Below are 12,721 nucleotides of genomic sequence, written 5' to 3'. Positions count from 1 at the left end.
TGCATCGCAGCAAGCGTAGAGCACCGCGCGCTTATCGGAGTGTCGTCCATGGCCCTTACCAATGCTGGTATTGAGGCAGAACCCGTCGAACAATCGAGCCATCCCGAAATCGAACAGCACAGCACCAAAGTTCTGATGCTGGGCGCGCTCGGTGTGGTCTATGGCGACATCGGCACCAGCCCGATCTACGCCTTCCGGGAAGCGCTTGTTGCGTCCTCCGGCGGCGAAATCGCCGAGCGCGGCGATATTCTGGGCGTGCTGTCGCTGATCATCTGGTCGTTGACGATTATCGTCACCATCAAATACATCATGTTTGTGCTCAGAGCCGACAACCGAGGCGAGGGCGGCGTGCTGTCGCTGATGGCACTGGCGCGCGGCAGTTTCCCGACCCGCTCGGCGATCATCCTGGCCATCGGTATTGTCGGCGCGTCATTGTTCTTCGGTGACGCCGTCATCACGCCGGCAATCTCGGTGCTTTCGGCGGTTGAAGGCATGAATGTCGTTACCCCGACCTTCCAGCCCTACGTCGTGCCGCTGACGCTGGTCATCCTTGCGATCCTGTTTTCGGTGCAGCGCTTCGGGACCGGCGGTGTGGCGCTGATCTTCGGGCCGATCACGGCGGTCTGGTTCCTGGCTATCGGTCTTTCGGGCTTGAACCACATCATCGCCGATCCCGAAATCCTGTGGGCGGTCAGCCCGCACTACATCGTCGCCTTCCTGATCAATTCGCCCGATGTCGCCTTCGTGACCATCGGCGCCATCTTCCTCGCCGTCACCGGTGCCGAAGCGCTTTATGCCGATCTGGGCCATTTCGGCCGCAAGCCCATCGTGCTCGCCTGGCTGGCCATCGTGTTTCCCTGCCTGCTGCTAAACTATGCCGGGCAGGGCGCTTTCGTGCTGGCGAAGAACGGTCACGTCGGCCACCCATTCTTCGAGATGAACGAAGGCTGGACGCTGATCCCGATGGTGGTGCTGGCCACTGCCGCGACGGTTATCGCCAGCCAGGCGGTGATCTCCGGCGCCTTCTCGCTGACCCGGCAGGCGGTGCAGCTCAATATGCTGCCGCGCCTCGAAATCCTGCACACGTCGGAACGGCAGTCGGGCCAGATCTACATGCCGCGCGTCAATGTTTTGCTGGCGTTGGCGGTGATGTTGCTGGTCGTCGGTTTCGGCGAGTCGAGCAAGCTCGCCTCCGCCTATGGCATCTCGGTGACCGGCAACATGTTGGTGACGACGGTGCTGCTGTTCGTCGTCATGACCCGCATCTGGAAATGGCGGCTGTGGGTGGCGGTCGCCATGACGGCGCTGTTCGGCTTCATCGACATCGGCTTCTTCGCCTCCAACATCGTGAAGGTGTTCGAGGGCGGCTGGGCGTCGCTTGCGGTGGCCTTCACCATCGTTCTGGCGATGTGGACCTGGGTGCGCGGCAGCCGCTATCTGTTCGACAAGACCCGGCGCAACGAAATCCCGCTCGATTTCCTCGCCGGCAATCTGCTGAAGAAGAAGCCGCAGCTGGTGTCCGGCACCGCCGTGTTCCTGACCAGCGATCCGCAAAGCGCGCCGACAGCGCTGATGCACAGCCTGAAGCACTACAAGGTGCTGCACGAGCAGAACGTCATTCTGTCGGTGGTCACCGCCCCGCAGCCGCTGGTGCCCGACAGCGAGCGGGTCAAGATGGAGACAGTCAACGAGTTGTTCATGCGGGTGACGCTGACCTTCGGCTATATGGAGCAGCCCAACATTCCGCGCGCGCTGGCGATCTGCCGCAAGCAGGGCTGGAAGTTCGACATCATGACGACTTCGTTCTTCCTGTCGCGGCGCTCGCTCAAGGCATCGCCCAATTCCGGCATGCCGGTGTGGCAGGACAAGCTGTTCATCGGGCTCGCCCGCTCGGCGGCCGATGCGACGGAGTATTTCCAGATCCCGACCGGACGTGTGGTCGAGATCGGCACGCAGGTGGCGATCTGAGGGGTCTCGAAGGGATAAATCGTCGAGGAGGCTAATATGAGCGGCGAATTGGTGCTGGTCACCGGCGGGTCCGGCTTCCTCGGCGCTCACTGCATCCTCGAACTGTTGAAGGCCGGCTACCGCGTCCGCACCTCCGTGCGATCGGCCAGGCGCGAAGCCGATGTGCTCGCCATGCTCAAGGCAGGTGGCACGGAGCCCGGTGACGCCCTTTCATTCGCCCATGCCGATCTGATGGCCGACGCAGGCTGGCCGGCGGCGGTGGCCGGCTGCGATTACGTGCTGCATGTCGCATCGCCTTTTCCGCCCGGCGTGCCCACGCATGAGGATGACCTGATCCTTCCGGCGCGCGAGGGCGCGTTGCGCGTGCTGCGGGCGGCGCGGGATACCGGGGTCAGGCGCGTCGTGCTCACCTCATCCTTCGCGGCCGTCGGCTATGGCAAAATGCGCGCGGATGGGCAGCCTTTCAACGAGGAAAACTGGACCGATCCGGCAGGCAAGGTCAGCGCCTATGTGAAGTCCAAGACGCTCGCCGAGCGCGCGGCCTGGGATTTCATCGCCGAGCAGGGCGGCGCGCTGGAGCTTGCGGTCGTCAATCCCGTTGGCATCTTTGGACCGGTGCTCGGCGCGGACCATTCGACCTCGACCGAATTTGTCCAGCGCATGCTGAACGGCGCCGTGCCTGGGCTGCCGCGCCTGTCCTTCGGCGTCGTCGACGCGCGCGACGTGGCGGATCTGCATGTTCGCGCCATGACCCACCCCGCCGCCAAGGGCGAACGGTTCCTCGCTGTCGCCGGCGATTTCATGACGGTCCGCGAGATCGCGCAGACCCTGAAGACGCGGCTCGGGCCGGCGGCGTCGCGCGTCTCGACGCGGGAGTTTCCCGATTGGCTGGTGCGCATCATCGGGCTGTTCAATCCGGAAGCGGCCCAACTCGCAACGGAACTGGGCAAGATCAAGAACGCCACCAACGCCAAGGCGGTGCGCGTGCTCGGCTGGGCGCCACGCTCGCGCGAAGATGCTTTGATTGCCACGGGCGAAAGCCTGATCCGGCTGGGACTGGTCAAGCGACGTAAGTAATTGTGCGGGAGGCCGAACCTTAAGGGCTCGGCGTCCCGCAACGGCAGCTTTCAGCCGGCCAGTGCAGCCTTGTTCGTCTCCAGAAACTGCTTCAGCGGCACCGACTTTCGGCCGGAGAGTTTTTCGACCGCGTCTGTCACCATGCCGAGGTCACCTGCGCGTGCGGCAGCGTCGAACGACACCAGCACCTTGGCGAAGGGTTCAGGCAGGCCGGCCGACTTCATTCCCTCGGTCAGGGCTTCGTCGGAAAGCTGGATGACCTTGATCGGCTTGCTGGTGACCTCGGTGACCAACGCCGCCACTTCGGCAGCCGTATACGCACTGGGGCCGGTGAGCGTGTAAGTCGCGCTTTCGCTGCTGTCCGAGGCGAGCCCCGCTGCGATCGCCGCCGCGAAATCGTCACGCGTGCCGTAGGAAATGGCGCCGTCGCCGGCGGAGGTGTACCACTGACCCGACGCCAGAACCTGCGGCAACGCCATGAACAGGTTCTCGTTATACCAGCCATTGCGGAATATCGTGTAGGGGATCCCGCTCGCCTTGATCGCCTGTTCGGTGTCGTAGTGGTCGGGCGCGAAAACAACCGGCGAACCAGGCTCGGGGTTGGGCATCGAGGTGTACAGCAGGTGGCCGACGCCAGCCTGTTTGGCCGCCGTCACCGCCGCAAGCTGCTGCTCGCGCCGCTTCCCCTGTACCTCAAGTTCGTTGGTCGAGATGACGAGTGCCCGGTCGGCTCCCGCGAAGGCCTCGGCAAGCGATTGCGGGTCGTTGAAGTCAGCGGCTCTGACGACGACGCCGCGCGCCGCCAGATCGGCAAGGTTGGCGGGTGTACGGGTGGTGGCGATGATGCGGTTTGCGGGGATCTTTAATGTGTCCAGCAGGTGGTTGATGACGCCGCGGCCAAGCTGGCCGGAAGCGCCGGTGACGAGAAGGGTTGCGGTCATGGGGGATCCTGAAATTGCGCCGGGTGGCGGGTGCTTCTGACAGTCTCAAAAAGAGACCAGCACTAAAATAAGAATTGACCGGCCACCGTAAAGAAGGCAGTTTTTAGGGAGGTAGGCACCGCCAGGGAACCAGCAGCCATGGACGGCAAGGTCGTCAATCTGAGAACCAAGCTCAATATATTCAAAGCCACCAGCGATGGCGCAAACATTGCCGATTGCCCGGTTCGCGACGTGATGCAGGGCGTGAACGGCAAATGGAGTTCGCTGCTGATGGCGGCGCTCGCAGAGCAGCCCTATCGTTTCGGCGAGTTGCGGCGCCTGGTGCCCGACATCTCGCAGCGCATGCTCACCCAGACGCTCCACGATCTGCAGCGCGACGGCTTTGTTCATCGCGAAGTGTTCCCGACCAAGCCGCCAAGCGTCGAATACAGCCTGACCGATCTCGGCCGTTCGATGTTCGGCGCCTTGCATCAATTGATCCTGTGGGCCGAACTCAACCATGGTGCGGTGCGCAAGGCGCGCGCTGCCTTCGACGCCGGTGGCTGATATTTTGGTCCATGCAGCAAAGGCTTGATTTGACAATGGCGCTGAAGGATTGTCCGGCCAGTAGTTGGGCGGGCAATGGAAAAATCTCTCGACATCGCGATTGCGGGCGCCGGCCCGGCGGGGCTCGCCACCGCGCTCTATCTCAAGCGCGCGGGCCATAACGTCACCATCTTCGAACGTTTCGAGGAGCCCAAGCCCGTCGGCTCCGGACTGATCCTGCAGCCGACCGGGCTGAGCGTGGTTGCCGATCTCGGCCTGCTCGACGACATTCTGGCGCTCGGCAGCCGCATCGAGCGTCTGCATGGCGCCGATGCCTCGAGCGGCCGCACCGTGCTCGCCGTGCGCTACGACGCGCAGCCTGGCGGCCGCTTCGGGCTGGCGGTGCACCGGGCGGCGCTGTTCAACGTGTTGTTCCGCGCCGCGCAGCGCCAAGGCATAGCCATGGAAACCGGTGTCGAGATCGAGGCGCTGGACGTCGGTGAGCGGGCAAGCCTGATCTTCGACAAGAGCCGAACGGTGGGGGGCCGCAGGGCAGGGCCGTTCGACCTCGTCGTCGACGCCAGCGGCTCGCGTTCGAAGCTGCGCCGGTGCCTCAACGATCCGGCCCAGCCGCGGCAGCTCACTTACGGCGCGTTCTGGGCCTCGCTCGGCTGGCGCGAAGGCTTCGACGAAAATGCGCTGCTGCAGCGCTACGACAAGGCCAGCGTGATGATCGGCGTCCTGCCGATCGGCCGACCGGAGCCGGGCGGGGAAAAGATGGCGGCGTTCTTCTGGAGCCTGAAGCCGGCGGATGCCGAAAACGTGCGCGCGGCAGGGCTCGACGCCTGGAAGGCGAGACTGGTCTCGCTGTGGCCACAGTGCGAGGCGTTCACCAGCCAGATCGACAGCTTCGACCAGCTGTCGCTGGCGCGCTACGGCCACCACACGATGAAGCTGCCGGCCGGCCGCAGGCTGGCCGTGATCGGCGATGCCGCGCATTCGACCAGCCCGCAGCTCGGGCAAGGCGCCAACATGGCGCTGCTCGACGCGGCAGCACTCAGCCATGCCTTGGCACAAACGGGCAACGTCGAGGCAGCGCTGGAAAGCTACGCCCGGGCGCGGCGATGGCATGTTCGGATCTTCCAGCTGCTGTCGCTGGCGCTGACGCCGTTCTACCAGTCGGACGGCACGATGCTGCCCTTCTTCCGCGACAGGCTGGTGGCAACCATCGCCAAAATCCCGCCAGTGCCAAGCGTGCTTGCCTCGATGGTGGCCGGCACGCTGATCGATCCGTTCAGGCGGATCGGGCTAGAGGAGGTGCACTGGCCAGATCATCCGGCGGGATCAGGGTCGAGAGAAACGAATTTCTCGCACGCAGGAATAGACGCAGCCGCTGCGGATAGTCCGGCGCCACGGCACCCTTGATCGAGGCGCGTTCGCTCAACGCCTTGCGCCAGGCCTGGACCAATGGCTTGCCGTCCAGAATGCCGAAATTGCCGATCCGGTCAAAGGCGTCGAGATAGCGGAAGACCGGGCCGTAGACGGCATCGACGAGGCAAAAGCGCTCGCCGTTGAACCACGGTCCGGCCTGGTCGGCCAGTTCGTCCTCCAGACGATCGAACATGGCCGAAAGTGCCGTGGACTCTGCCAGGAAGGCGGCCTCCGTCGAAGCCGAGTAGAACCGGCCGATGGTGTTCAATGTCGCCGAGCCGAACTCGATCCAGGCGCGATGCCGGGCACGGGCGTAGGCGTCGGCCGGATGCAGAGGATTGGCTTGCGTCTCCTCGAGGAATTCGAGAATGACGGCGGATTCGAAGATCACCGTCTCCTCGCCATTTGCCTGGACGATCAGCAGCGGCACCTTGCCCAGCGGCGAAATCGCCTTGAACCAGTCCGGCTTGTTGGCGAGGTCGATGGTGACGCGTTCGAACGGCACGCCCTTCTCAGTCAGCGAGATCGCGGCGCGCTGGACATAGGGGCATAGATGATGGCTGACGAGAATGAGCTTGCCAGTCATTTCATTCTTATCAGTCATTTCATTCTTCTCAGGCATGTCACTCTCCCCAGACATAGTTCAACGCGCCGTCCTCGACGCGCGTCGACAGGAACATCAGTCGCGACGCTTTTGGCGCCGGACCTTCGATCCGGTCGCCTGATGTCATGTCGAAGGCGGCACCGTGCCATTGGCAGACCAGCTTGCCGTCCTTGCAGTCGAGCGGCCCACCGAAATGCAGGCAGACATTGGCGGCGGCGCGGATGCGCTCACCGCTGCGCCAGATATGGACCTCGCGGCCGAAGAATGGCGCGATCAGGCTGCCCGTCTGTGGGACGTCGGCGACTTTGCAGATTTCGTGTTTCATGGATCTTTCCCGGATTGATGCAATTGCATGCATATAGATGCAAGTGCATTGACCGTCAAGCTTGATGCAACTGCATCTATCGCCTAGGATGGGTCATGACCAAAACAACCACGCCTTCGCCCGAAGCCGTCAAGGCCTGGGCCCGCCTGATGCGGGTTTCGCGCCAGCTCATCGAAAAGGCGGAAGAGGCTTTGAAGACCAGCGGCTTGCCGCCGCTCGACTGGTATGACGTGCTGCATGAACTCGCCGAGGCGGGCGAGGGCGGGCTGCGGCCATTCCAGCTGACCGAGCGCACTCTGTTTGCGCAGTACAACATCTCGCGGCTCCTGGCGCGCCTCGAGGCCGACGGACTGGTCGAGAAGCTCAGGGTTGCCGATGACGGCCGCGGCCAGACCATCCGCATCTCGGCCAAGGGCCGTCAGACGCGGCGACGGATGTGGGCTGTCTATGGACGGTCGATTGCGGAATTGGTCGGCGCAAAACTCTCCGCGGAGGAGCTGAAGATACTGGCGAGCCTGCTTGGAGAGCTGCGCCATCCGCCCGCCGATGATTGATCCGTCAGAATCTCGTGGTTTGCTCGGCGGCTCTCACGTCGACGATTTTTCTACCTAACCCCTTGCGTCGAGCACAGGATTGCGCAATATGCCGAACCGTAACGTACGGTACGCCGTTTGAGGCGACCCGGCGACCTCATTGAATGGGCAGGAAATTGTTGCAGGCAAGGGCCGAGATCGATACCAGCGAAGTGCTGACAGAGCGGCAAACGGCCGTCCTGGACGCGGCTTTGCGGCTGCTGGTCGAGGAGGGCGACAATCTGACCATGACGGCGGTGGCGCGCCGCGCCAGCTGCTCGAAGGAAACGCTCTACAAATGGTTCGGCGACCGCGACGGATTGCTGACGGCGACCGTGCAGTGGCAGGCATCGAAAGTGCGCGTGGTGCCGGTCGACGGTGAGCGGCTCGATCTTGCCTCGCTGACGGCAAGCCTGGAAGGCTTCGCCTCGGACTGGCTGAAGGTGATTTCGAGCGATACCTCGATCGCGCTGAACCGCGTCGCGGTCGGCCATGCCGGATCCGGAAAGGACGATCTCGGCGCGATCGTGCTGGAGAATGGCCGTTTCGCGCTGGCCAGACGGTTGAAGCCGGTGCTGCTTGCCGGCAAGCAGGCCGGGCTGCTCGACTTTACGGACGCCGAAATGGCGTTCCGGACCTTTTTCGGGCTGGTCGCCCGCGACGTGCAGATCCGTCTGCTGCTCGGCGACAGGCTGGAATTGACTGAAGCGGCGATCGGCGGCGATGCCGCCCGGGCGACGCAGCAGTTTCTCGCTCTTTATGGAGCAAAAACCGGGCCGCAAGGCCTCTAATCTCTGTGGGAAGGAAGCAAAAGATGCGTGTCTATTACGATCGCGACGCCGATCTCAATCTGATCAAGGGCAAGAAGGTCGCCATTATCGGCTATGGCAGCCAAGGCCGGGCGCACGCGCTCAACCTCAAGGATTCCGGCGCCAAGGAAATCGCCATCGGCCTCAAGGCGGGATCGGCGACCGCCAAGAAGGTCGAGGCTGATGGCCTGAAAGTGATGAGCGTGGCGGACGCTGCCAAATGGGCCGATTTGATGATGATCGCGACGCCTGACGAATTGCAGGCCGACATCTACAAAAACGAAATCGCGCCAAACATTCGTGACGGCGCCGCGATTGCCTTCGCGCACGGCCTCAACGTGCATTTCGGCCTCATCGAGCCGAAGTCGACCGTCGATGTCGTCATGATCGCGCCGAAAGGCCCCGGCCACACAGTGCGCGGCGAATACCAGAAGGGCGGCGGCGTGCCGTGCCTGGTCGCCGTCAACCAGGATGCTTCCGGCAATGCGCTCGATCTCGCTCTGTCCTACGCCTGCGGCGTCGGCGGCGGCCGTTCGGGCATCATCGAGACCAATTTCCGCGAGGAATGCGAGACCGATCTATTCGGCGAGCAGGTCGTGCTCTGCGGCGGCCTGGTCGAACTGATCCGCGCCGGTTTCGAGACGCTGGTGGAAGCCGGCTATGCGCCCGAAATGGCCTATTTCGAGTGCCTGCACGAGGTCAAGCTGATCGTCGACCTGATCTATGAAGGGGGCATCGCCAACATGAACTACTCGATCTCGAACACAGCCGAATGGGGCGAATATGTCTCTGGCCCGCGCATTATCACCGCCGAGACCAAGGCCGAGATGAAGCGCGTGCTGAAGGACATCCAGACCGGAAAATTCACCTCGGAGTGGATGCAGGAATACCGCGCCGGCATGTCGCGCTTCAAGGGCATCCGCCGCAACAATGACAGCCACCAGATCGAGGAAGTCGGCGCCAAGCTGCGCGCCATGATGCCCTGGATTTCCAAGAACAAGCTGGTCGACAAGGCCAAGAACTAACCCGCAGTCGTCAGGATTGGGAGCAAAGAGCCGGCGGAGCGATCCGCCGGCTCTTTCATGCCGGTTTATCGATCAGGACGCTCAGCCATAGTGCCAATGCGGCTTCGGCTCGGTGCCGGTGAACTCGACGCCGATGCGGTCGTCGCGGCGCCAACGCACGATGGCCTTGTAGCCGATGCCGTCGACAGGCACATAGAGCAGGAACTCGTCCGGCACGCGCGCGTCTATCGACACTTTCAGTTCGGCGCCGCCGGCATGCATGTTGCGGACCGTGCACTTGACCTCGGAATTGGTGAGGCCAGTCAGAATCGTCGCGCCCTTCAGCACGCGCTGCCGGTGTTTGTTTCGCAACTCGTTGTCGGCCATGACGGCGTCCTTCGCAACCGGATCGGCGCGATCGTCAGATGGGGCACCGTATCATGGATAGGCTGAGCCGATAAACATATGGTTAGCGGTGACCGAATCCAGCCGTCTTTCCCAAATGAAAACGGCGCCGCGATGGGGCGGCGCCGTCGTTTATTGTCGTTTATAGGTCAGCTGTAGGGCGACCAGCATTGCTGGCGCGGGCCACCATAGGGCTGGAACGTGTTGTCCCAGGCCCGGTAGGACCGATAGCGGTCGTAGCACCACTGGACATGGGCGCTGGACAGACGCTGCGTGCGGTAATAGCGGCGGGGCGCCGGCTGCACGTAGTAGCCGTCATTGTAATAGCCGTTGTTGTAGTAGCCGTTGTTGTAGATGCTGCCGAGGCCGAGACCCAGGCCGAGGCCGAGAACTGCTGCGGCGCCGGTGTCAAAATCACGGCCGCGATGGTGGCGGTGATGGCGCCAGCGCCAGTTGTCGCCGCCGTTCCAGTTGCCGCCATTCCAATTGCCGTTGTTCCAGTTGCCTGACCCGGCAAAGCGACGGCTGTCGTGGCGGCGCCACTGCCAATCGTTGAAGGAGCGGCGGTCATTGCCGCCCGCCCAGCTGTCGCGAACCGGTGTGATGTCAGACAATGCGGTGCTTGCCGGCACCGACAAGTCCGGCTGCAGGATCGGGCCCGCGGCGGATGGCGCCGTGAGACCCGAGAAAAGACCGAGCGCTAACAGCCCGGATTTGACTGTGGACGAAAAGAGCGAGCTCATTGCACTCTCCAAGTGATACAGGCCCCACGCCCGGATACCCCAGGGAAGTGGCCTATTGATGGACCTTGGCGTCTGAACGGAGGATGAACAGAAAGGTTCCATCAGCCATGACGAGCAGCCCTTGTTTTCATTGGCGCTTGCGGGCAAAGGTCAGTCCATGTCGCTGCGCCTCGCCACTTTCAATGTCGAAAACCTGATGAACAGGTTCGATTACTCGGGCTTCCGCAACCAGCTCAACGAAGACCGCACGCTGGCGCTTTTCGACATCCAGAGCGAAGCCGAATACCGGATGCTGGAGCAGGCGCGCGCCATCGCGCAATCCGACGATACGCGCCAGTTGACCGCGCTCGCCATCGCCGCCACCCGCGCGGACATCATCTGCATGCAGGAGGTTGACAACATCGAGGCGCTGAAGGCGTTCGAGTATGGCTATCTCTTCAAGATGGTGGGCGAGGGTTACCGGCAGAAATACACCACCGCCGGCAATGATTCGCGCGGCATCGACGTTGCCGTGATGATGCGCAACGAGACCGCGCAAGGTCAGCCGATCGAATTCGTGCGCATGACCAGCCATGCCTATGTCACGTTCGAGCAGTTCGGGCTGCACACGCCTGAACTCGAGGCGCTCGGCAACCTGGCCAACGAACGCATCTTCCGGCGCGATTGCCTGGAGGTCGACATCAAGGTCGGCGGCGTGCCGCTGACGCTTTACCTCGTCCATTTCAAATCGATGGGCTCGCCGCGCAACGGGCTCGACGGACGCGAGGCGACGATGCCGGTGCGCATCGCCGAGGCGCAAGCCGTGCGCCGCATCATCGAGGAGCGCTTCGGCAAAGAGCACGCAGCCGATAAAAACTGGGCGATCTGCGGCGACATGAACGACTACCGCCAGCGGGTGAAGATCGAGGGCGACGCCGTCGACGGCTACCGCTTCCAGGTGATCGACGAGAGCCAGTCCTGTATCGATGTGCTCACCGCCGGCGGCTTTTGCGAAAACGTCGTCGAACGCCGGCCGGAGATGGACCGCTGGAGTTTCTACCACACGCGCGGGCCGAAGGAGCGGCATCTGTGCCAGCTCGACTACATCCTGCTGTCGAAAGGGCTGGCGGCGAAGAATGCGACGGCGGTTCCCGACATCATCCGCAACGGCCAGCCCTGGCGCACCATCTTTCCGGCGGGACAGGCGGTGGAGCGCTTTCCGCGCGCCGGCTGGGACCGGCCGAAGGCGTCGGACCATTGTCCCGTCGCAATTACCCTGGACATGGCTTGAGCACGGTGAGCTTCGACCTGCCGCGCAACGTCATCCTGCCCGTCGACGAAATCGACGTCCGGCTCGACCCCGGCCCGCATCCGTTCGAGCGCGACAACGCGCAGGCGATCACTGACAACTGGCGGCGCGAGGTCACGGCCAATCCGGCGCTGTTCGACGGCACGGTGGTGCTGCTCTCGGCGCTCGCCTGGCGCGACAACCGGATCGTCGGGCGTTGTCACGCGGTGAAGTACTCGACCTTCCTGCTGTGGCGAAAGAACCGGCAGGGGACGGGCGCCGAGCATGCCTATGGCCACGCCATGCTGGTCGCCGGCGACAACGCCCTGGTGGCGATCCGCATGGGCGCGCACACGGTCCCGGCCGGCAGTGTCTACTTCGCTGCCGGCTCGTTCGAGCCGATCGATTTTCGCGATGGCCGCGTCGATGTCGATTTCAACATGATCCGTGAAGTGCGCGAGGAGACCGGGCTTGACCTGACAGGCGCTGCGCGCGGCAAGCGCTACCATGCGCTGTCGACTTCGACCGGCACGGTCCTCTTCCGCCGCTACCACGTCGATGCGCCGGCCGACGAGATTGCGCGGCGCATCGGCGCCTTCGTCGCGACCGAGACCGAGCCGGAGATCGAGGGGCCGGTGATCATCCGCCACGCCGCCGACCTGCCGGAAGGGCTGGCACCGCATATGAAGCCGCTGGTCGAGTGGCATTTTGGCGGTGGCGGGGGCTAACGGCGCGGATTGTTCTGCGCCGCCTTGCGGTCGTTGCGGGCGGCGACGAGGAACAGGATAACGCCGATGCCTAGCAATCCACCCATGACCATGCCCATCGTCTGGCCGACGACTGCCTGAAAATCGGCGGTGACACGATCGGGATTGGCCATGCCGTAGCGGGCGAGATACCACCAAAGTCCCGCAAGGGCGCCTTCGATGATCACCATCGTCAGAATCAGCCGCGCCTTCTTGCTCATTGCCACTCCTTGACCAGATGCTTTGCTCTAAAATTAGCATCGCAGACCGGACGACAAGAAGTATTGCCGATGTCGACAAGCAC

At 63.3% G+C, this 12,721-nt stretch carries 14 protein-coding genes and 1 pseudogene; 9 read left to right on the top strand and 6 right to left on the bottom strand.

Annotated features, from left to right (window positions below):
* Window positions 1-48 precede the first annotated feature (48 nt).
* Complete coding sequence (locus NKH22_RS06905; RefSeq protein WP_286459217.1) at window positions 49-1,968, top strand: potassium transporter Kup; 1,920 nt, start codon at window positions 49-51, stop codon at window positions 1,966-1,968.
* A gap of 36 nt (window positions 1,969-2,004) precedes the next feature.
* Complete coding sequence (locus NKH22_RS06900; RefSeq protein WP_352668956.1) at window positions 2,005-3,045, top strand: SDR family oxidoreductase; 1,041 nt, start codon at window positions 2,005-2,007, stop codon at window positions 3,043-3,045.
* 50 nt (window positions 3,046-3,095) lie between these two features.
* Here the strand turns inward: NKH22_RS06900 and NKH22_RS06895 are convergent, their stop codons facing one another.
* Window positions 3,096-3,986, bottom strand: a complete 891-nt coding sequence (locus NKH22_RS06895) for an SDR family oxidoreductase (RefSeq protein WP_023706160.1) — start codon at window positions 3,984-3,986, stop codon at window positions 3,096-3,098.
* A gap of 138 nt (window positions 3,987-4,124) precedes the next feature.
* On the opposite strand from NKH22_RS06895, the gene NKH22_RS06890 reads away from it, so the two are divergent.
* A complete protein-coding gene (locus tag NKH22_RS06890) occupies window positions 4,125-4,532 on the top strand; it encodes a winged helix-turn-helix transcriptional regulator (protein WP_023690335.1) in 408 nt (135 codons plus the stop codon).
* 75 nt (window positions 4,533-4,607) lie between these two features.
* A pseudogene (locus tag NKH22_RS06885) lies at window positions 4,608-5,849 on the top strand (FAD-dependent oxidoreductase); the annotation flags it as partial.
* Here NKH22_RS06885 and NKH22_RS06880 read toward each other — a convergent pair.
* Window positions 5,806-6,546 (bottom strand): glutathione S-transferase family protein, encoded by a 741-nt coding sequence (locus NKH22_RS06880; RefSeq protein ID WP_198025529.1) that lies wholly within the window; start codon window positions 6,544-6,546, stop codon window positions 5,806-5,808. The pseudogene NKH22_RS06885 and the gene NKH22_RS06880 sit on opposite strands and share 44 nt — an antisense overlap.
* A gap of 19 nt (window positions 6,547-6,565) precedes the next feature.
* Window positions 6,566-6,871 carry a Rieske (2Fe-2S) protein gene (locus NKH22_RS06875; protein ID WP_023690332.1) on the bottom strand — a complete coding sequence of 102 codons (306 nt, stop codon included), beginning with the start codon at window positions 6,869-6,871 and terminating at the stop codon, window positions 6,566-6,568.
* A gap of 95 nt (window positions 6,872-6,966) precedes the next feature.
* Between NKH22_RS06875 and NKH22_RS06870 the strand changes: the two genes are divergently transcribed.
* The 3 genes from NKH22_RS06870 to ilvC all read left to right on the top strand — a co-directional run bounded on the left by NKH22_RS06870 (window position 6,967) and on the right by ilvC (window position 9,277).
* Entirely contained in the window at window positions 6,967-7,425 is a 459-nt protein-coding gene (locus NKH22_RS06870) for a MarR family winged helix-turn-helix transcriptional regulator (RefSeq protein WP_023731255.1), read from the top strand.
* Between the two features lie 143 nt (window positions 7,426-7,568).
* Window positions 7,569-8,234, top strand: coding sequence for a TetR/AcrR family transcriptional regulator (locus NKH22_RS06865; protein ID WP_081839871.1), 666 nt, complete (start codon window positions 7,569-7,571; stop codon window positions 8,232-8,234).
* Between the two features lie 23 nt (window positions 8,235-8,257).
* A complete protein-coding gene (gene ilvC, locus NKH22_RS06860; protein ID WP_027050236.1) occupies window positions 8,258-9,277 on the top strand; it encodes a ketol-acid reductoisomerase in 1,020 nt (339 codons plus the stop codon).
* 81 nt (window positions 9,278-9,358) lie between these two features.
* On the opposite strand, the gene NKH22_RS06855 is transcribed toward ilvC, so the two are convergent.
* On the bottom strand, window positions 9,359-9,643 hold the full coding sequence (locus tag NKH22_RS06855) for a PilZ domain-containing protein (protein WP_023685169.1): 285 nt from the start codon (window positions 9,641-9,643) through the stop codon (window positions 9,359-9,361).
* A 167-nt stretch (window positions 9,644-9,810) separates the two neighbouring features.
* Complete coding sequence (locus NKH22_RS06850) at window positions 9,811-10,404, bottom strand: BA14K family protein (protein ID WP_023690328.1); 594 nt, start codon at window positions 10,402-10,404, stop codon at window positions 9,811-9,813.
* A 157-nt stretch (window positions 10,405-10,561) separates the two neighbouring features.
* Here NKH22_RS06850 and NKH22_RS06845 point away from each other — a divergent pair, with 157 nt between their 5' ends.
* Both NKH22_RS06845 and NKH22_RS06840 read left to right on the top strand, forming a co-directional pair.
* On the top strand, window positions 10,562-11,674 hold the full coding sequence (locus NKH22_RS06845) for an endonuclease/exonuclease/phosphatase family protein (protein WP_023690932.1): 1,113 nt from the start codon (window positions 10,562-10,564) through the stop codon (window positions 11,672-11,674).
* A gap of 5 nt (window positions 11,675-11,679) precedes the next feature.
* Window positions 11,680-12,399, top strand: coding sequence for an NUDIX hydrolase (locus NKH22_RS06840; protein WP_023668380.1), 720 nt, complete (start codon window positions 11,680-11,682; stop codon window positions 12,397-12,399).
* Here the strand turns inward: NKH22_RS06840 and NKH22_RS06835 are convergent.
* On the bottom strand, window positions 12,396-12,638 hold the full coding sequence (locus NKH22_RS06835) for a hypothetical protein (protein WP_023690325.1): 243 nt from the start codon (window positions 12,636-12,638) through the stop codon (window positions 12,396-12,398). The genes NKH22_RS06840 and NKH22_RS06835 overlap by 4 nt on opposite strands.
* Between the last annotated feature and the right edge of the window lie 83 nt (window positions 12,639-12,721).

This window comes from Mesorhizobium sp. M1252, from assembly GCF_040318265.1.
Classification (GTDB): domain Bacteria; phylum Pseudomonadota; class Alphaproteobacteria; order Rhizobiales; family Rhizobiaceae; genus Mesorhizobium.
The sequence above is the reverse complement of the archived record's forward strand: the minus strand, read 5'-3'. Positions and strand labels throughout refer to the sequence as shown.

Bases quoted from the DNA above. Each gene is read 5' to 3' on its own strand.
- NKH22_RS06895 (WP_023706160.1), bottom strand. From the start codon at position 3,986: ATGACCGCAACCCTTCTCGTCACCGGCGCTTCCGGCCAGCTTGGCCGC.
- NKH22_RS06835 (WP_023690325.1), bottom strand. From the start codon at position 12,638: ATGAGCAAGAAGGCGCGGCTGATTCTGACGATGGTGATCATCGAAGGC.
- NKH22_RS06875 (WP_023690332.1), bottom strand. From the start codon at position 6,871: ATGAAACACGAAATCTGCAAAGTCGCCGACGTCCCACAGACGGGCAGC.
- NKH22_RS06880 (WP_198025529.1), bottom strand. From the start codon at position 6,546: ATGACTGATAAGAATGAAATGACTGGCAAGCTCATTCTCGTCAGCCAT.
- NKH22_RS06900 (WP_352668956.1), top strand. From the start codon at position 2,005: ATGAGCGGCGAATTGGTGCTGGTCACCGGCGGGTCCGGCTTCCTCGGC.
- NKH22_RS06870 (WP_023731255.1), top strand. From the start codon at position 6,967: ATGACCAAAACAACCACGCCTTCGCCCGAAGCCGTCAAGGCCTGGGCC.
- NKH22_RS06865 (WP_081839871.1), top strand. From the start codon at position 7,569: ATGGGCAGGAAATTGTTGCAGGCAAGGGCCGAGATCGATACCAGCGAA.
- NKH22_RS06905 (WP_286459217.1), top strand. From the start codon at position 49: ATGGCCCTTACCAATGCTGGTATTGAGGCAGAACCCGTCGAACAATCG.
- NKH22_RS06845 (WP_023690932.1), top strand. From the start codon at position 10,562: ATGTCGCTGCGCCTCGCCACTTTCAATGTCGAAAACCTGATGAACAGG.
- NKH22_RS06855 (WP_023685169.1), bottom strand. From the start codon at position 9,643: ATGGCCGACAACGAGTTGCGAAACAAACACCGGCAGCGCGTGCTGAAG.
- NKH22_RS06890 (WP_023690335.1), top strand. From the start codon at position 4,125: ATGGACGGCAAGGTCGTCAATCTGAGAACCAAGCTCAATATATTCAAA.
- NKH22_RS06850 (WP_023690328.1), bottom strand. From the start codon at position 10,404: ATGAGCTCGCTCTTTTCGTCCACAGTCAAATCCGGGCTGTTAGCGCTC.
- ilvC (WP_027050236.1), top strand. From the start codon at position 8,258: ATGCGTGTCTATTACGATCGCGACGCCGATCTCAATCTGATCAAGGGC.